Annotated in this window: 12 protein-coding genes; 5 read left to right on the top strand and 7 right to left on the bottom strand. The window is 66.6% G+C overall.

The window, feature by feature from the left end; genetic code table 11:
* Positions 1-5: 5 nt before the first annotated feature.
* A complete protein-coding gene (locus Q7C30_RS12730) occupies positions 6-869 on the top strand; it encodes an HlyD family secretion protein (protein ID WP_317871685.1) in 864 nt (287 codons plus the stop codon).
* A 112-nt stretch (positions 870-981) separates the two neighbouring features.
* Here the strand turns inward: Q7C30_RS12730 and Q7C30_RS12725 are convergent, their stop codons facing one another.
* A complete protein-coding gene (locus Q7C30_RS12725) occupies positions 982-1,431 on the bottom strand; it encodes a universal stress protein (protein WP_317871684.1) in 450 nt (149 codons plus the stop codon).
* A 175-nt stretch (positions 1,432-1,606) separates the two neighbouring features.
* On the opposite strand from Q7C30_RS12725, the gene Q7C30_RS12720 reads away from it, so the two are divergent.
* The 4 genes from Q7C30_RS12720 to Q7C30_RS12705 all read left to right on the top strand — a co-directional run bounded on the left by Q7C30_RS12720 (position 1,607) and on the right by Q7C30_RS12705 (position 6,806).
* A complete protein-coding gene (locus Q7C30_RS12720; protein WP_029613960.1) occupies positions 1,607-2,503 on the top strand; it encodes a LysR family transcriptional regulator in 897 nt (298 codons plus the stop codon).
* A gap of 257 nt (positions 2,504-2,760) precedes the next feature.
* Positions 2,761-4,293 carry an MFS transporter gene (locus tag Q7C30_RS12715; protein WP_317871683.1) on the top strand — a complete coding sequence of 511 codons (1,533 nt, stop codon included), beginning with the start codon at positions 2,761-2,763 and terminating at the stop codon, positions 4,291-4,293.
* 21 nt (positions 4,294-4,314) lie between these two features.
* Positions 4,315-5,376: an HlyD family secretion protein gene (locus tag Q7C30_RS12710; protein ID WP_295487411.1), complete on the top strand. Its 1,062-nt coding sequence runs from the start codon at positions 4,315-4,317 to the stop codon at positions 5,374-5,376.
* Positions 5,373-6,806, top strand: coding sequence for an efflux transporter outer membrane subunit (locus tag Q7C30_RS12705; protein WP_317871682.1), 1,434 nt, complete (start codon positions 5,373-5,375; stop codon positions 6,804-6,806). The genes Q7C30_RS12710 and Q7C30_RS12705 overlap by 4 nt, the downstream gene beginning before the upstream one ends.
* A gap of 21 nt (positions 6,807-6,827) precedes the next feature.
* On the opposite strand, the gene Q7C30_RS12700 is transcribed toward Q7C30_RS12705, so the two are convergent.
* From Q7C30_RS12700 to Q7C30_RS12675, 6 genes are all read right to left on the bottom strand, one after another.
* The gene (locus Q7C30_RS12700) at positions 6,828-7,640 is read right to left on the bottom strand and encodes an SDR family oxidoreductase (RefSeq protein WP_317871681.1); all 813 of its coding nucleotides are present in this window, start codon (positions 7,638-7,640) and stop codon (positions 6,828-6,830) included.
* Positions 7,641-7,670: 30 nt separating this feature from the next.
* On the bottom strand, positions 7,671-8,135 hold the full coding sequence (locus tag Q7C30_RS12695; RefSeq protein WP_029615254.1) for a hypothetical protein: 465 nt from the start codon (positions 8,133-8,135) through the stop codon (positions 7,671-7,673).
* Positions 8,136-8,329: 194 nt separating this feature from the next.
* Positions 8,330-9,784 (bottom strand): mannose-1-phosphate guanylyltransferase/mannose-6-phosphate isomerase, encoded by a 1,455-nt coding sequence (locus Q7C30_RS12690; protein WP_295487420.1) that lies wholly within the window; start codon positions 9,782-9,784, stop codon positions 8,330-8,332.
* Between the two features lie 33 nt (positions 9,785-9,817).
* Positions 9,818-10,465, bottom strand: a complete 648-nt coding sequence (locus Q7C30_RS12685) for an alginate O-acetyltransferase AlgF (protein ID WP_039579947.1) — start codon at positions 10,463-10,465, stop codon at positions 9,818-9,820.
* 17 nt (positions 10,466-10,482) lie between these two features.
* Entirely contained in the window at positions 10,483-11,640 is a 1,158-nt protein-coding gene (locus Q7C30_RS12680; RefSeq protein WP_039579944.1) for an alginate O-acetyltransferase, read from the bottom strand.
* Positions 11,641-11,649: 9 nt separating this feature from the next.
* Complete coding sequence (locus Q7C30_RS12675) at positions 11,650-13,110, bottom strand: MBOAT family protein (RefSeq protein WP_116889038.1); 1,461 nt, start codon at positions 13,108-13,110, stop codon at positions 11,650-11,652.
* Positions 13,111-13,127 lie beyond the last annotated feature (17 nt).

The raw sequence follows: 13,127 nt of genomic DNA, 5'->3' as shown, positions 1-13,127 counted from the left end.
CCCCAATGAAAAAGTTCTTCAGCCTGCTGGCCACCTTGCTGGTGCTCACCGCTGCGGTGGTGATCGGTCGCCAGTTGTGGCTGCACTACATGACCACCCCCTGGACCCGCGATGGCCGCGTACGCGCCGACATCATCAACGTCGCTGCCGACGTACCTGGCTATGTGGTCGAGGTGCCGGTGCACGATAACCAGCGGGTGAAGAAGGGCGATGTGCTGATTCGCATCGACCCCGAGCATTACCGGGTGGCGCTGGATCAGGCGCGCGCGCTGGTGGCCTCGCGCAAGGCCACTTGGGAGATGCGCAAGGACAACGCCCGCCGCCGCGCCGATCTGGACAACCTGGTGATCTCCAAGGAGAACCGCGACGACGCCAGCAACCTCGCCAACGCCGCGCTGGCCGATTACCAGCAGGCCCAGGCGCAGTTGGCGGCAGCTGAGCTGAACCTCAAGCGCACCGAGATCCTCGCCAGCGTGGACGGCTACGTGACCAACCTCAACGTCCATCAGGGCGACTACGCCCGCAGCGGCGAGGCGGTGATGGCGGTGGTGGACGAGCAGTCGTTCTGGGTCTACGGGTTCTTCGAGGAGACCAAGCTGCCCCATGTGAAGCCGGGCGATCGGGCCGAGTTGCAGATGATGAGCGGCGAGGTGCTGCAGGGGCATGTGGAGAGCATCGCCCGAGGTATCTACGACCGCGACAACCCGCAGAGCCGCGAGCTGGTCGCGGACGTCAACCCGACCTTCAACTGGGTGCGCCTGGCCCAGCGGGTGCCCGTGCGCATTCACATCGACGAGGTGCCCGAGGGCTATCTGCTGGCGGCGGGCACCACCTGTACGGTGGTGGTGACGCCGAGCATTGAAGACTGAGTCCGCCGCGAAGCGGCCGCAACACCTGGCGACCGAAATCATCCTGAAACCCCGCGATGACTGATGACGGCGCGCTGCGCGCCAGGCCTTCGCGACAGGCTGTGGGCAGGTGTCAGGACGCGGGGCAGACCAGCACTGGCACCTTCACCCGGTCGATCACCTTGGCACTGATCGACGGGTCCAGCAGTCGCCCCAGCCGCGACAGGTGCCGGTGGCCCATGACGATCAGGGCGCAGTCCAGTGCCTGGGCCTTGGCGACGATAGCGTCCTGTGGCTGCCCAGCGACCATGGCGCTCTCGCAGTCGAAGCCCGCCTCGCGCAAGGTGGCCACGGCCTGCTGCAGGGCGCGCTCGGCCAGTTGCTGCTCGTCGCAGGCCGCAGGATATTCCTCGCGCTCCTCTTCGGAGTAGGTCGCCGGGCGCGCGTGCACGGCGAAGGTCGGGTCGATGGCCAGGAGCACGTGCAGGCGGTGTTGGTCGGGGCGGCAGTAGCGACGCGTGAGGTCGATCAGCGCGGTGCTGGCGGGGGAGGCGTCGATGGCGATGAGGATCGGCTGAGGCATGGAAACTCCTGGCGGGGTAGGGTTCGCCGCAGCGATTGACCCGCAAACGGCCGCTCGCATTCTTGCGCCTTTGCCTGCCACGATAAAGCGCCTGCCGCGCATGTCGTCATTGCACCAGACGCAATCGTGCGACCTGCTACCATCGCGCTTCACACACGGATCACGGTAATCGCCCATGCAACTTCCGGACATGAACCTGCTGGTCGCCCTCGACGCCTTGCTCGACGAGGGCAGCGTGGTGGGCGCGGCGCAGCGTATGAACCTGAGCCCTGCCGCCATGAGCCGGACCCTGGGGCGCATTCGCGAGGCGCTCGGCGACCCGATCCTGGTGCGCGCCGGGCGCGGCCTGGTGCCTACCCCTCGGGCGATGGCCCTGCGCGATCAGGTGCGGGCGCTGGTGGAGCAGGCCGGGCTGGTGTTCAACAGCGGCGAGGACGTAGACCTGTTAGGCCTGGAGCGCACGTTCAATATCCGCACCAACGACCTGTTCGTCGCCTTGTACGGCGCACGCCTGCTGCATGTCATGCAGGAACAGGCGCCGCGCACGGTGCTGCGCTTCGTGCCGGAGGCGCACGGCGACGACGACCTGGTGCTGCGCCAGGGCCAGATCGACCTGGTGGTGAGTTCGAGCATCGACCTGGGCCCGGAGATCAAGGTGCAGCATCTGTTCGACACCCATTTCGTCGGTCTGGCCCGCGAGCAGCATCCGATCTTCGCGCAGCCCATCACCCCCGAGCGCTTCACCCTGTATCCACAGATCAGCGTCTCGCGCCGTGGCCGCGCCAATGGCCCGATCGACGTGGAGCTGGCCAACCACAAGCTGCAACGGCGAATCGCGCTGATCACCCCCAGCTTCCACTCAGCGATGTTCTCGCTGCCAGTGTCGGACCTGATCCTGCCGATGCCGGCCAACATCCTCGGCAATGTCCTGGAATTCGGCCTGCCGCTGCGCGCCTTCGAGATCCCGGTCCCCCTGGAAAAAGTGCGAGTGATGCAAGCCTGGCACCCCCGCTTCGACAACGACCCCGCCCACCGCTGGCTACGCCGCACCGTCAAGGACTGCGCCGCCTAGCGGCGCTTAGCTTTAAGCTGCAAGCGGAAAAGGCGAGCTGCAAGCGGAAAAGGCGAGCTGCAAGGGGCAAGCTGCAAGCTGCAAGAAAAATCAAAAGCGCCGCGATCCGCTTTTACTTGCAGCTTGCCGCTCGAAGCTTGCCGCTGGTTAGAGTTGCGCCCGGCGCAATTCTAACCTTCCGACAAGTCAGTTTTCGTAAGCATTGGCCGCCTCTAAAATCCCTCCAGTCAAGAATTGTTGCTGGAGATGTCTTAATCATGAGTGCCCTGACCGCACCTGCTATCGCCGCCCCGGTGGCGGCAGCGCCTGCGCAGTCGCCGTTTGGCCTGCGGGTGGTGGTGGGGCTGTTCGGCGTGCTGCTGGCGGTGCTGTGTGCCGGGCTCAATGAAGGGGTGACCAAGATTGCCCTGGCCGATATACGCGGGGCCATGGGCATCGGCGCCGATGAAGGGGCCTGGCTGCTGGCGGTGTATGCCGCGGCGTCGGTGTCGGCCATGGCCTTCTCGCCCTGGCTGGCCACCACCTTTTCCTTGCGCCGCTTCACCCTCATCGCCATTGCCGCCTTTGCCGGGCTCGGCCTGGTGCAGCCGTTCGCCCCCAACCTGCACAGCCTGATGCTGCTGCGCGTGTTGCAAGGCTTCGCCTCCGGCGCATTGCCGCCGATGCTGATGAGCGTGGCGCTGCGTTTCCTGCCGCCGGGGATCAAGGTCTATGGGCTGGCCTGCTATGCCCTCACCGCCACCTTCGGGCCGAACCTGGGCACGCCGCTGGCCGGGCTGTGGACCGAGTACGTCGGCTGGCAGTGGGCGTTCTGGCAGATCATCCTGCCGTCGCTGCTGGCCATGGGCTGCGTGGCCTGGGGGTTGCCGCAGGATCCGCTGCGCCTGGAACGCTTCGCCCAGTTCGACTGGCGCGGCGTGCTGCTGGGCTTGCCGGCCATCAGCAGCCTGGTGTTGGGCCTGTCGCTGGGCGACCGCTGGGGCTGGTTCGACTCGCCGCTCATCTGTTGGCTGCTCGGCGGAGGCAGCCTGCTGCTGGTGCTGTTCCTGTACAACGAATGGTCCGAACCGCTGCCGTTCTTCCAGTTGCGCCTGCTGTCGCGGCGAAACCTCAGTTTTGCCCTGATGACCCTGGCCGGGGTGCTGATCGTGCTCTCGGGGGTGGCCAGCATTCCTTCGGCCTACCTGGCGCAGATCCAGGCCTATCGCCCGGCGCAGACCAGCCCGCTGATGCTGTTGGTGGCGCTGCCGCAACTGCTGGCCCTGCCGCTCACCGCCGCGCTGTGCAATATCCGCGCGGTGGACTGCCGCTGGGTGCTGGCGGCCGGGCTGGCGATGCTCGCGGCTTCGTGCCTGGGCAGCAGCCTGCTGACCAGCCAGTGGATTCGCGGCGACTTCTACCCGTATTACCTGTTGCAGGTGTTCGGTCAGCCGATGGCGGTGCTGCCGCTGCTGATGCTCTCCACCACCGGCATGAGTCCGCAGGATGGCCCGTTCGCCTCGGCCTGGTTCAACACGGTCAAAGGGCTGTCGGCGGCGGTCGCCGCCGGCCTGCTCGATGCGCTGGGCACCCTGCGCCGGCATTTCCATTCCAACCACCTGGTCGACAGCCTGGGTAACGCGCCGTTGGTGGACGACACGGCGGCCAACCTGGCCGGGCGCCTGCATCAGCAGGCCCTGGTGCTGACCAGTGCCGACCTTTACCTGGTGATGGTGGCTGTCGCCGTTGCCCTGATCTGCCTGATTCCCTTCGTGCCTACCCGGGTCTACCCACCCCGTGCCGTGGCCTGACCCCGTTCGAGACAAGCGAAAATGACCCATACGCGCAAGACACTCATCATCGCGGCGGTGCTCGCCGTGGCCCTGCTGGCCGCCGTGGTCGGCCCCTGGCTGCTGGGCAGCGACCACCAGCAGCGCACCAACGACGCCTACGTCACCGCCGACTACACCGTGGTCGCGCCGAAGGTGGCGGGCTTCGTCAAGCAGGTGCTGGTGGAGGACAACCAGCAGGTCAAGGCCGGTCAGTTGCTGGCCACCCTCGACGCCCGCGATTACCAGGCCGCGCTGGATGCCGCCCAGGCCCAGTTGCTGGTGGCCAAGGCGCAGAGCCTGGATGCCCGCGCAACACTGGATCGCCAGGCGGCGCTGATCGCCCAGGCCGAGGCGGCGGTGAAGGCGGCGCAGGCCGAAGTCGGCTTCGCCGACCATGAAGTGACCCGTTACAGCCGCCTGGCCGAGCAGGGCGCCGGCACGGTGCAGAACGCCCAGCAGGCGCGCAGCCGGGTCGACCAGGCGCGGGCACGGCTGGCCAACGCCCAGGCGGCGCTGCTGGCCACGCGCAAGCAGGTGGACATTCTCCAGGCCCAGGTCGGCAGTGCCGACGGCCAGCTCAAACGCGCCGAGGCCGGGGTGGAGAAGGCCGAGCTGGACCTGTCCTATACGCGCATCGTCGCGCCAGTGGACGGCATGGTCGGCGAACGCGCGTTGCGCGTGGGCGCCTACGTCAATCCAGGCGCGCGCTTGCTGTCGGTGGTGCCGCTGCAGCAGGCCTACGTGGTGGGCAACTTCCAGGAAACCCAGCTCACCCACGTCCAGCCGGGCCAAGCGGTGCGCATCAGCGTCGACACCTTTTCGGGCGAAACCTTGCACGGGCGGGTCGAGAGCATCGCTCCGGCCACCGGTGTGACCTTTGCCGCCGTCAAGCCCGACAACGCCACCGGCAACTTCACCAAGGTGGTGCAGCGCATCCCGGTGCGCATCGTCTTCGATGACGACCAGCCCTTGCGCGAGCGCCTGCGGGTGGGCATGTCGGTGGAGGCGACCATCGATACGCAGGATGACGGCCTCGCCGGTAAACAGGTGAGCGCACGATGAGCCGCCAGCCAGCCGTCACCCTGTTACTCGCCGCGCTGCTCAGCGGCTGCACCCTGGGCCCGGACTTCCAGCGCCCCGACAGTCAGGCGCCGCAGCAGTGGGGCGCCGTGCAAGGCGAGCAGGCCGTCAGCCAACCCCTGGCCGAGCCGCTGCAACAGCGTTGGTGGGAGAGCTTCCACGACCCGCGCCTGAGTGCCCTGATCGAGCAGGTGGCGGCCCGCAACCTGGATTTGCAGATGGCCAGCGCGCGCCTGCTGCAGAGCCGGGCGCTGCGCAGCAGCGTGGCCGCCGACCAGGCGCCGTCGGTGGCGGCCCAGGCCGGCTACAGCCGCTCGCGCAACAGTGCCGAGGGCCTGAACGATCCGTCCGGCAACGCCGGCAAGTCGGCCTACAACCTCTGGCAGGGGGATCTGGTGGCCGGCTGGGAGCTGGACCTGTGGGGGCGCGTGCGGCGTCAGGTGGAGGCGGCCGATGCCAATGTCGCGGTGGCCGAGAACGACCGCAATGCCGTGCTGCTGGCGCTGCTGGCCGAAACCGCTGGCGACTACATTCAGTTGCGCGCCGTGCAGCACACCTTGCAGATCACCGAGGACAACCTCGACCTGGCCCGGCACAGCCTGACACTCTCCGAACAGCGCCAGGCCGAAGGCGTCGCCACCCGGCTCGACGTGGCCCAGGCCAACGCCCAGGTGGCGATGATCGAGGCGCGGCTGCCGACCTTGCAGGCGCGTCGCGACGACCTGATCAATGCCCTCAGCCTGCTGGCCGCCGAACCGCCGCGCAGCTTGCAGAGCACCCTGCTGGCGCCCGGCGAGCTGCCGGCGCCGCAGCAGCGCTTCGCCATCGGCATCCCGTCGCAACTGGCCGAGCGGCGCCCGGACATCCGCCAGGCCGAGGCCCGTCTGCACGCTGCCACCGCCAGCATCGGGGTGGCCAAGGCCGACTTCTACCCGAGCATTCGCTTGTCCGGCAGCGCCGGGTTCCAGTCGCTGCAGCTCGCCGACTTCGGCGCCTGGGATGCGCGGCGCTTCGCCTTCGGGCCGCAGGTGTCGTTGCCGATCTTCGAAGGTGGACGGCTCACAGGACAGTTGCAGTTGCGTGAGGCCCAGCAACAGGAGGCGGCGCTGAACTACCGCAAGGTGGTGCTCGGCGCCTGGCACGAGATCGACGATGTGCTGCGCCTGTACAACGCCAGCCAGTTGCGGCGCGACCATCTGGCCGAAGCGGTGAAGCAGAACCGCATCGCGCTGGAAACGGCGCAGCGTCAGTATGTGGAAGGGGCGGTGGACTTTCTCAACGTGCTGTCGGTGCAGTCGGCGCTGCTGGCCAGCGAAGAGCAGTGGATCGACAGTTCGGCGGCGGTGTCGCAGGCGTTGGTGGGGCTGTACAAGGCGCTCGGTGGCGGTTGGCAGGCGTTCGATCTGGGCTGAGGTCGAGCGCCGCCGCGCTGCTTAAAGCGGTCGCAGCAAACCGAAGCGCTTGCGCAGCACCCAGTCCAGCAGCCGTCGCGGCAGCCACCGGGCAATCAGCGGCAGTGCGCTGCTGCCATTGCCCAGGCGCACCAGCGCCGGCACCGGCGAGCGCTGGGTCGCGGCCAGCAGCCCTTGGGCGAACACGCTGGCCGGGGTCGGGCGGTCCTGCGAAGCCCGCGCCCGTGCCTGCACCTGTTCGCGCAACGGCCACCATGGCGAGTCTACCGCCAGCAGCTGTTCGACCGAGTGCTGGGCATGGTTGGCGAACTGCGAAGCGATGGCCCCCGGCTGCACCTCCATGACGCGAATGCCGAACGGCGCCAGCTCCAGGCGCAGGGCATCGCTCAAGGCGTGCACCGCGGCCTTGGATGCGCAATAGGCCCCGGCGAACGGGGTGACCAGCACGCCGGACACGCTGCCGATGTTCACCACCAGGCCACGGGAGCGACGCAGCAGCGGGAACAGCGCGCGGGTCACGCCGACCAAGGCGAACAGGTTGGTTTCGAATTGCTGGCGCAGCGCCTCGACACCGCCGTCGAGCAGCGGTCCCATGGCGCCGTAACCGGCATTGTTGATGAGGATGTCGAGGCGCGGCAGTTCCTCGGCCAGGCGGTCGAGGGCCTGGGCGTCGTTGACGTCGAGCTGGCGGGCGCTGAAGCCGGCTTCGTGCAGACGCTGAACGTCGGCGTCTTTACGGGCCGTAGCCCAGACCTCGTGACCGGCATCGCGAAAGGCGTCGGCCAGGGCGCGGCCGATGCCGCTGGAGCAACCGGTGATGAGCACGGTAGTCATGGTCAAAGCCTTTAGTTGGGGCAGGTCGGATCAATTGGCGAAGGTGCCTTGCAGATGCTCGGCGCGAAACTCCAGGGTTTGCGGCCGATACCCGGCGCGCAGCGGCGGCAGCGGCAGGCAGTCGTTCCACTCGGCGCCGGCCTGCAGTTCACCCGGCCCGCGATAGCGCGGCGCAGCGTAGGTGTTTTCAGCGAGGTTGACGGTATCGCCCGGCGCATAAGCGCCCACGCGCCAGCGCAGTTCGCTGAGCGGGGCTTGGTTGGCGTTTCTCATGCTGACGTGCAGCGCCCGATCGGCAGGACATTGCCCAGGCGCATAGCTCAGGCGAATGTCCAGTCGCGCCAGTTGCGAGGCTTCACGACTGTCCTGCCAGACCACGACCAGGGCGACCAGCCCCAGTCCGCACAGCGCCGCCAGCGAAATCGGCAAGGCCTTGCCCGGATAACGCAGCAGCAGCACCAACCAGGTAAGGATGAGAAACGCACCGATGATCATGACGTGCCCAGGCCTTCGGAAAGCTACAAGCTACAAGCTTGTAGCGGCAAGCGGCAAGCGGCAAGCGACAAGAAAAAGCGGGACGGTGGTGAGCGCTCGATTTCGAACGCCCCACCGGCCCGCTTCTACTTGCAGCTTGCCGCTTGCCGCTTGCAGCTTTTATTTGCCGCTCAAAGCTGGCCGTAGGCCCAGGCCTACTGCGCGATCGTCTTGACCGAGACGCCGCGTTCGACCGGGGTGGAGGTGCGGCCGTAGACGTCCTCGAAGCGCTCGATGTCATCCTCGCCCAGGTAGCTGCCGGACTGCACCTCGATGATCTCCAGCGGGATCTTGCCCGGATTGCGCAGGCGGTGCACCGACGCGATGGGGATGTAGGTCGACTGGTTCTCGGTCAGCAGGAACACGTTCTCGTCGCACGTCACCTCGGCGGTGCCGCTCACCACGATCCAGTGTTCGGCGCGGTGGTGGTGCATCTGCAGCGACAGGCTGGCGCCGGGCTTGACCGTGATGTGCTTGACCTGGAAACGCCCGCCCATGTCCACCGAGTCGTAGGAGCCCCACGGACGGTAGACCTCCAGGTGATTCTGGGTCTCGCTGCGGCCCTGCTCGTCCAAGGTGTTGACCATCTGTTTGACGCCCTGGACCTTGTCCTTATGGGCAATCATCATTGCGTCCTTGGTCTCGACCACCACGATGTTCTCCAGGCCGATCACCGACACCAGCTTGCCGTTGCCATGGATCATGCAGTTGTGGCTGTCCTGCACCACCACATCGCCCTTGGTCACGTTGCCGTTATCGTCCTTCTCGTGCACGTCCCACAGCGACGACCAGCAGCCCACGTCGCTCCAGCCGGCCGACAGTGGCACCACGCAGGCGCGCTGGGTCTTTTCCATCACCGCGTAGTCGATGGAGTTGTCCGGGCAGCAGGCGAAGGTGGCCTCGTCGATGCTCAGCGCATCGGCGTCTTCTTCGCTGCGCTCCAGGGTCAGCAGGCAGGTGTCGTAGATGTCCGGGTCGTGCTTTTTCAGTTCTTCGAGGAAGCGGCTGGCGCGGAACAGGAACATGCCGCTGTTCCAGAAGTAACCGCCGGCGCGGACGAACTCGTTGGCGCGTTTCTCATCGGGCTTCTCGACGAACTGCGCGACCCGCGCCACGCCCTCGGGCAGCAGCGCATCCTGGCTGGAGCGGATGTAGCCGTAGCCGGTCTCAGGCTTGGTCGCCGGCACACCGAACAGCACCATCTCGCCCCGCTCGGCGGCCACGGTGGCCAGGGCCAGGGCGCGTTGCAGGGCCTTCTGGTCCTCGATCACATGGTCGGCCGGCAGCACCAGCATCAGCTCGTCGCGCCCTTCATTGACCAGCTTCATCGCGGTCATCGCCACCGCCGGCGCAGTGTTGCGGCCGAACGGCTCCATCAGGATCGCCTGGGTGTCGAGCTTCAGCGCGCCCAACTGTTCCTGGACGATGAACTTGTGGTCCTTGTTGCAGACCACGATGGGGGTGTCCATGCCCTCGAACACCAGGCGCTCGATGGTTTGCTGGAACAGCGTGTGCTCGCCGGTCAGGGCCAGGAACTGCTTGGGGAACTGCTTGCGCGACAAAGGCCACAGACGCGAACCGCTACCACCAGAAAGAATTACCGGGATCATCGTGTTTCTCCAATAGTCGTTGAGAGGCAGGGATCAGTTGCTAGCCACGGGGCGAGTGACCCACACCGGCGACAGGCGGGTGCCGGAACCGGTGACGTACAGCACGGCCGCTTCGCCGCGCTCCAGAGCGACGGGTTTGACGTCGCCGACTTTCTTGTTGCCTTCGAACAAGGCCAGGTTGACCTTGACCGGATTGATCTCGCGCTCGCCGCGCCCCTTGGCCGCCACCGACTTGACCACCTCGGTCTTGCCGTCGGCGGTCTTCAGGGTCAGGGCCTGGTCGCTGAGGTTCTGCACCCGCACCAGCGCCTTCTGCTTGTTCTTGAACGGCGGTTCTTCGACCAGTTGCGGGGTGCCGCTGGCGTTGTTGACCAGGGTGTAGTACTTGTCCGCGGCCAGCTTGACCGGCACGCTCTGGCCGCCCACTTGGGCGGTGTAGTCGCCGCCGGGCAGGAAACTGAAGTCGCTGCTGGCCTGGGCGCCGACCTGCTTGATCTGGGTGTTGCCCACCGAGGCTGCCGTCGGTGCGGAGCCGGCGTTGTACAGGCGCACGAAGGTCGAGCCTTTCGGTGCGCTGGGGCCGTACAGGGCGGCGTCGGCGCCGGCGAAGGCCTGCAGCGATGCCAGGGACAGGCCGGCCGCGAGGGTGAGGGCTTTGGCGATGGATGGCTTGCGAGTCATGTGCGTGTTCCTCTCTTTCAGTGGGTCGTCCGGGTGGACGACAGGGCCAGGTGTGCTTCGGATTGACGGGTGTTCTTCAACTGCGCGATCCACTGCGGATCGAAGCTGCTGAGGTCGGTGCCCATGGGCAGGTAGCGTTCCGGGAATTCCCAGACCACCACCTGCGGCGGGGTGTTCTTGAAGGCGTCGCTCTGCAGGAACTTGAGCATCGGCTGGATGGGGCCATGGCCGTCTTCGGCGTAGTTGGCCACGTCGCTGTGCAGCGCCTGCTGCAGCGCGCCGAGGAAGTTCCAGTGCGGGTTGGCGCTGTAGCTGGTGCCCACCAGGGCGACCGGAATGGACGCGTCGGCGAACAGCGCGTCGTCGCCTTCGCCCTGGGTTTGGGCGGGGCGCGTGGTGCGCTGCTGCAGGGTGTCGGGGTGTGGCAGCAGGTCGCTGAACAGCGGGTCGAGCGGCAGGAAGTTGGTCAGGTCGCCCTTGTACGGCGCGCTCTTGCCCGCCTCGGTGATGTAGGCCTGGGGCTCGGCCTTGAGCAGTTGCTGGCGCTTGACCGCTTCGCCGAGGCTCTGCGCGACCACTTCGGCGCCCATCGGCGTCCAGTGCGTGTCGGTGCGCAGGAACACCTGGCCGCGCGCCTTGGCCTGCTGCAGCGGCGCCAGCAGGTCGGGGGCGAACACGTTGGCCTGGCGCGCCTGGGCGTGGAACTGGTTGAACAGCTCACCGTGCAGGCTGGCCGGCTGTTCCTTGCCCAAGTACTCGGCGTACACCCGCGCTTTGGCCGGCACGATCGCCAGCACCAGCTCGATGTTGCGCTGCTGCAGGGTATCGCGCACGCCACGGATCAGCGCCAGGTTGTCCTGCATCTGCTGGCCGGCGCTGGCGTCGGGCTTGAACTCCTCGTCGCTGAACAGCCACTGGTCACGGCCCAGCACCACGCCGGGACGGCCTTCGTTGAACAGCGTGAAGTCCAGCGCCGCCCACAGGTTGGTGCCCACGCGCTTGATCGGGAACTGTTCGTCGTAGTGGGTCTCGGCGGCCTTGGCCAACTTGCCGTCGAGCAGGGTCATCTGTTGCGTGCGGGTAAAGCTGTCCAGGCCGCCCAGCGACCAGGCGCCCAGCCCGACCAGCAGGCCCAGGAACGACAACGAATAAGTGATGCGAAGTGTCCGGTTCATGTCATCCCCTCAGAACTGGAAGTACAGGAACGGCGAGTAGCTCTGCGCCGAAAGCTTGAGGATCGAGGCAACGAACAGCAGCAGCACCAGGGCGCGGGTCATCACCCGGGTCCAGTCCAGGCTCAGGGTGCCGTCGCCGTGGACCTGCGCCGGCACGCGCGCCGCAATCGGCGGGGTGGCGTTGCGATAGAAGTCGCGCAGGCCGAAGAACGCCAGGCTCAGGTAGGCGACCACCAGGGTGGCCACTTGCAAGCCGGTGAGCTGGGCGCGGTTGAGTTCCGACAGTTGCCACTGGCCGAAGCTGAACATGGCGCCGTACATGCGACCGGCCACTTCCAGGTTCTCGGCGCGGAAGATCACCCAGCCGACCACCACCAGCAGGAAGGTGAAGGCCCACTTGATCGGATTGAAGCGCTGCGGGTTGGTGTCGATGCCCAGCGCCCGTTCGATGGCCAGCCACAGGCCATGCCAGGCGCCCCAGATGATGTAGGTGAAGTTGGCGCCGTGCCACAGACCGCCCAGTAGCATGGTCAGGAACAGGTTGCGGTAGGTGGCCAGGGTGCCTTTGCGGTTGCCGCCCAGGGTGATGTACAGGTAGTCGCGCAGCCAGGTCGACAGGCTGATGTGCCAGCGCCGCCAGAACTCGGTGATCGACTGGCTGATGTACGGCTGCTTGAAGTTCTCCATGAAGCGAAAGCCCATCATCAGGCCCAGGCCGATGGCCATGTCGCTGTAGCCGGAGAAGTCGAAGTACAACTGCGCGGTGTAGGCCAGCGCGCCGAGCCAGGCATCGCCCGTGGTCGGGTTCTGCAGGGCGAAGCAGTGGTCGGCGACCACCGCCAGGGTGTCGGCGATGAACACTTTCTTGATGAAGCCCTGCATGAAGCGGGTGCAGCCTTCGGAGAACTTGTCCAGGGTGTGGGTGCGGTGGTTGAACTGCTCCACCAGGTCCTTGAAGCGCAGCACGGGACCGGCGATCAGGTGCGGGAAGATCGCCACGAACGCAGCGAAGTCGATCAGGTTGCGCGTGGCCGGGGTGTCGCCGCGGTACACGTCGATGATGTAGCTGATCGACTCGAAGATGTAGAACGAGATGCCGATCGGCAGCAGTACATGGGTGAGGATGAACGGTTCCAGGCCGAACGAGGCGATGATCGCGTTGAGGCTGTCGACGCCGAAGTTGGCGTACTTGAAGTAGCCGAGAATCGCCAGGTCCACGCCCACGCCCAGCAGCAACCAGCGCTGGGCAGGTTTGCTGCGCACGCCGGCGGCGCCGACTTTCAGGCCGATCCAGTAGTTCCACAGGGTCACGCCGGCGAACAGCGCGAGGAAGTCCACCCGCCACCAGGCGTAGAAGATGTAGCTGGCGACCAGCAGCAGCAGGTTGCGATAACGGTTGCCGCTCAAGTAGTACAAGCCGAGGAAAACCGGCAGGAACAGGAACAGGAACACGTTGGACGAAAAGACCATCCCGGTTCTCCTTTTTA

The sequence above is a fragment of the Pseudomonas sp. RAC1 genome (genome assembly GCF_030658255.1).
In the GTDB taxonomy this organism is placed as follows: domain Bacteria; phylum Pseudomonadota; class Gammaproteobacteria; order Pseudomonadales; family Pseudomonadaceae; genus Aquipseudomonas; species Aquipseudomonas boreofloridensis.
This window is presented reverse-complemented; position numbering and strand designations above follow the sequence as displayed.

What these genes read in the sequence shown, in the direction of transcription:
- Q7C30_RS12700 (WP_317871681.1), bottom strand. Translation starts at nt 7,640, where the DNA reads ATGACTACCGTGCTCATCACCGGTTGCTCCAGCGGCATCGGCCGCGCC.
- Q7C30_RS12685 (WP_039579947.1), bottom strand. Translation starts at nt 10,465, where the DNA reads ATGACTCGCAAGCCATCCATCGCCAAAGCCCTCACCCTCGCGGCCGGC.
- Q7C30_RS12725 (WP_317871684.1), bottom strand. Translation starts at nt 1,431, where the DNA reads ATGCCTCAGCCGATCCTCATCGCCATCGACGCCTCCCCCGCCAGCACC.
- Q7C30_RS12705 (WP_317871682.1), top strand. Translation starts at nt 5,373, where the DNA reads ATGAGCCGCCAGCCAGCCGTCACCCTGTTACTCGCCGCGCTGCTCAGC.
- Q7C30_RS12695 (WP_029615254.1), bottom strand. Translation starts at nt 8,135, where the DNA reads ATGATCATCGGTGCGTTTCTCATCCTTACCTGGTTGGTGCTGCTGCTG.
- Q7C30_RS12730 (WP_317871685.1), top strand. Translation starts at nt 6, where the DNA reads ATGAAAAAGTTCTTCAGCCTGCTGGCCACCTTGCTGGTGCTCACCGCT.
- Q7C30_RS12710 (WP_295487411.1), top strand. Translation starts at nt 4,315, where the DNA reads ATGACCCATACGCGCAAGACACTCATCATCGCGGCGGTGCTCGCCGTG.
- Q7C30_RS12680 (WP_039579944.1), bottom strand. Translation starts at nt 11,640, where the DNA reads ATGAACCGGACACTTCGCATCACTTATTCGTTGTCGTTCCTGGGCCTG.
- Q7C30_RS12690 (WP_295487420.1), bottom strand. Translation starts at nt 9,784, where the DNA reads ATGATCCCGGTAATTCTTTCTGGTGGTAGCGGTTCGCGTCTGTGGCCT.
- Q7C30_RS12675 (WP_116889038.1), bottom strand. Translation starts at nt 13,110, where the DNA reads ATGGTCTTTTCGTCCAACGTGTTCCTGTTCCTGTTCCTGCCGGTTTTC.
- Q7C30_RS12720 (WP_029613960.1), top strand. Translation starts at nt 1,607, where the DNA reads ATGCAACTTCCGGACATGAACCTGCTGGTCGCCCTCGACGCCTTGCTC.
- Q7C30_RS12715 (WP_317871683.1), top strand. Translation starts at nt 2,761, where the DNA reads ATGAGTGCCCTGACCGCACCTGCTATCGCCGCCCCGGTGGCGGCAGCG.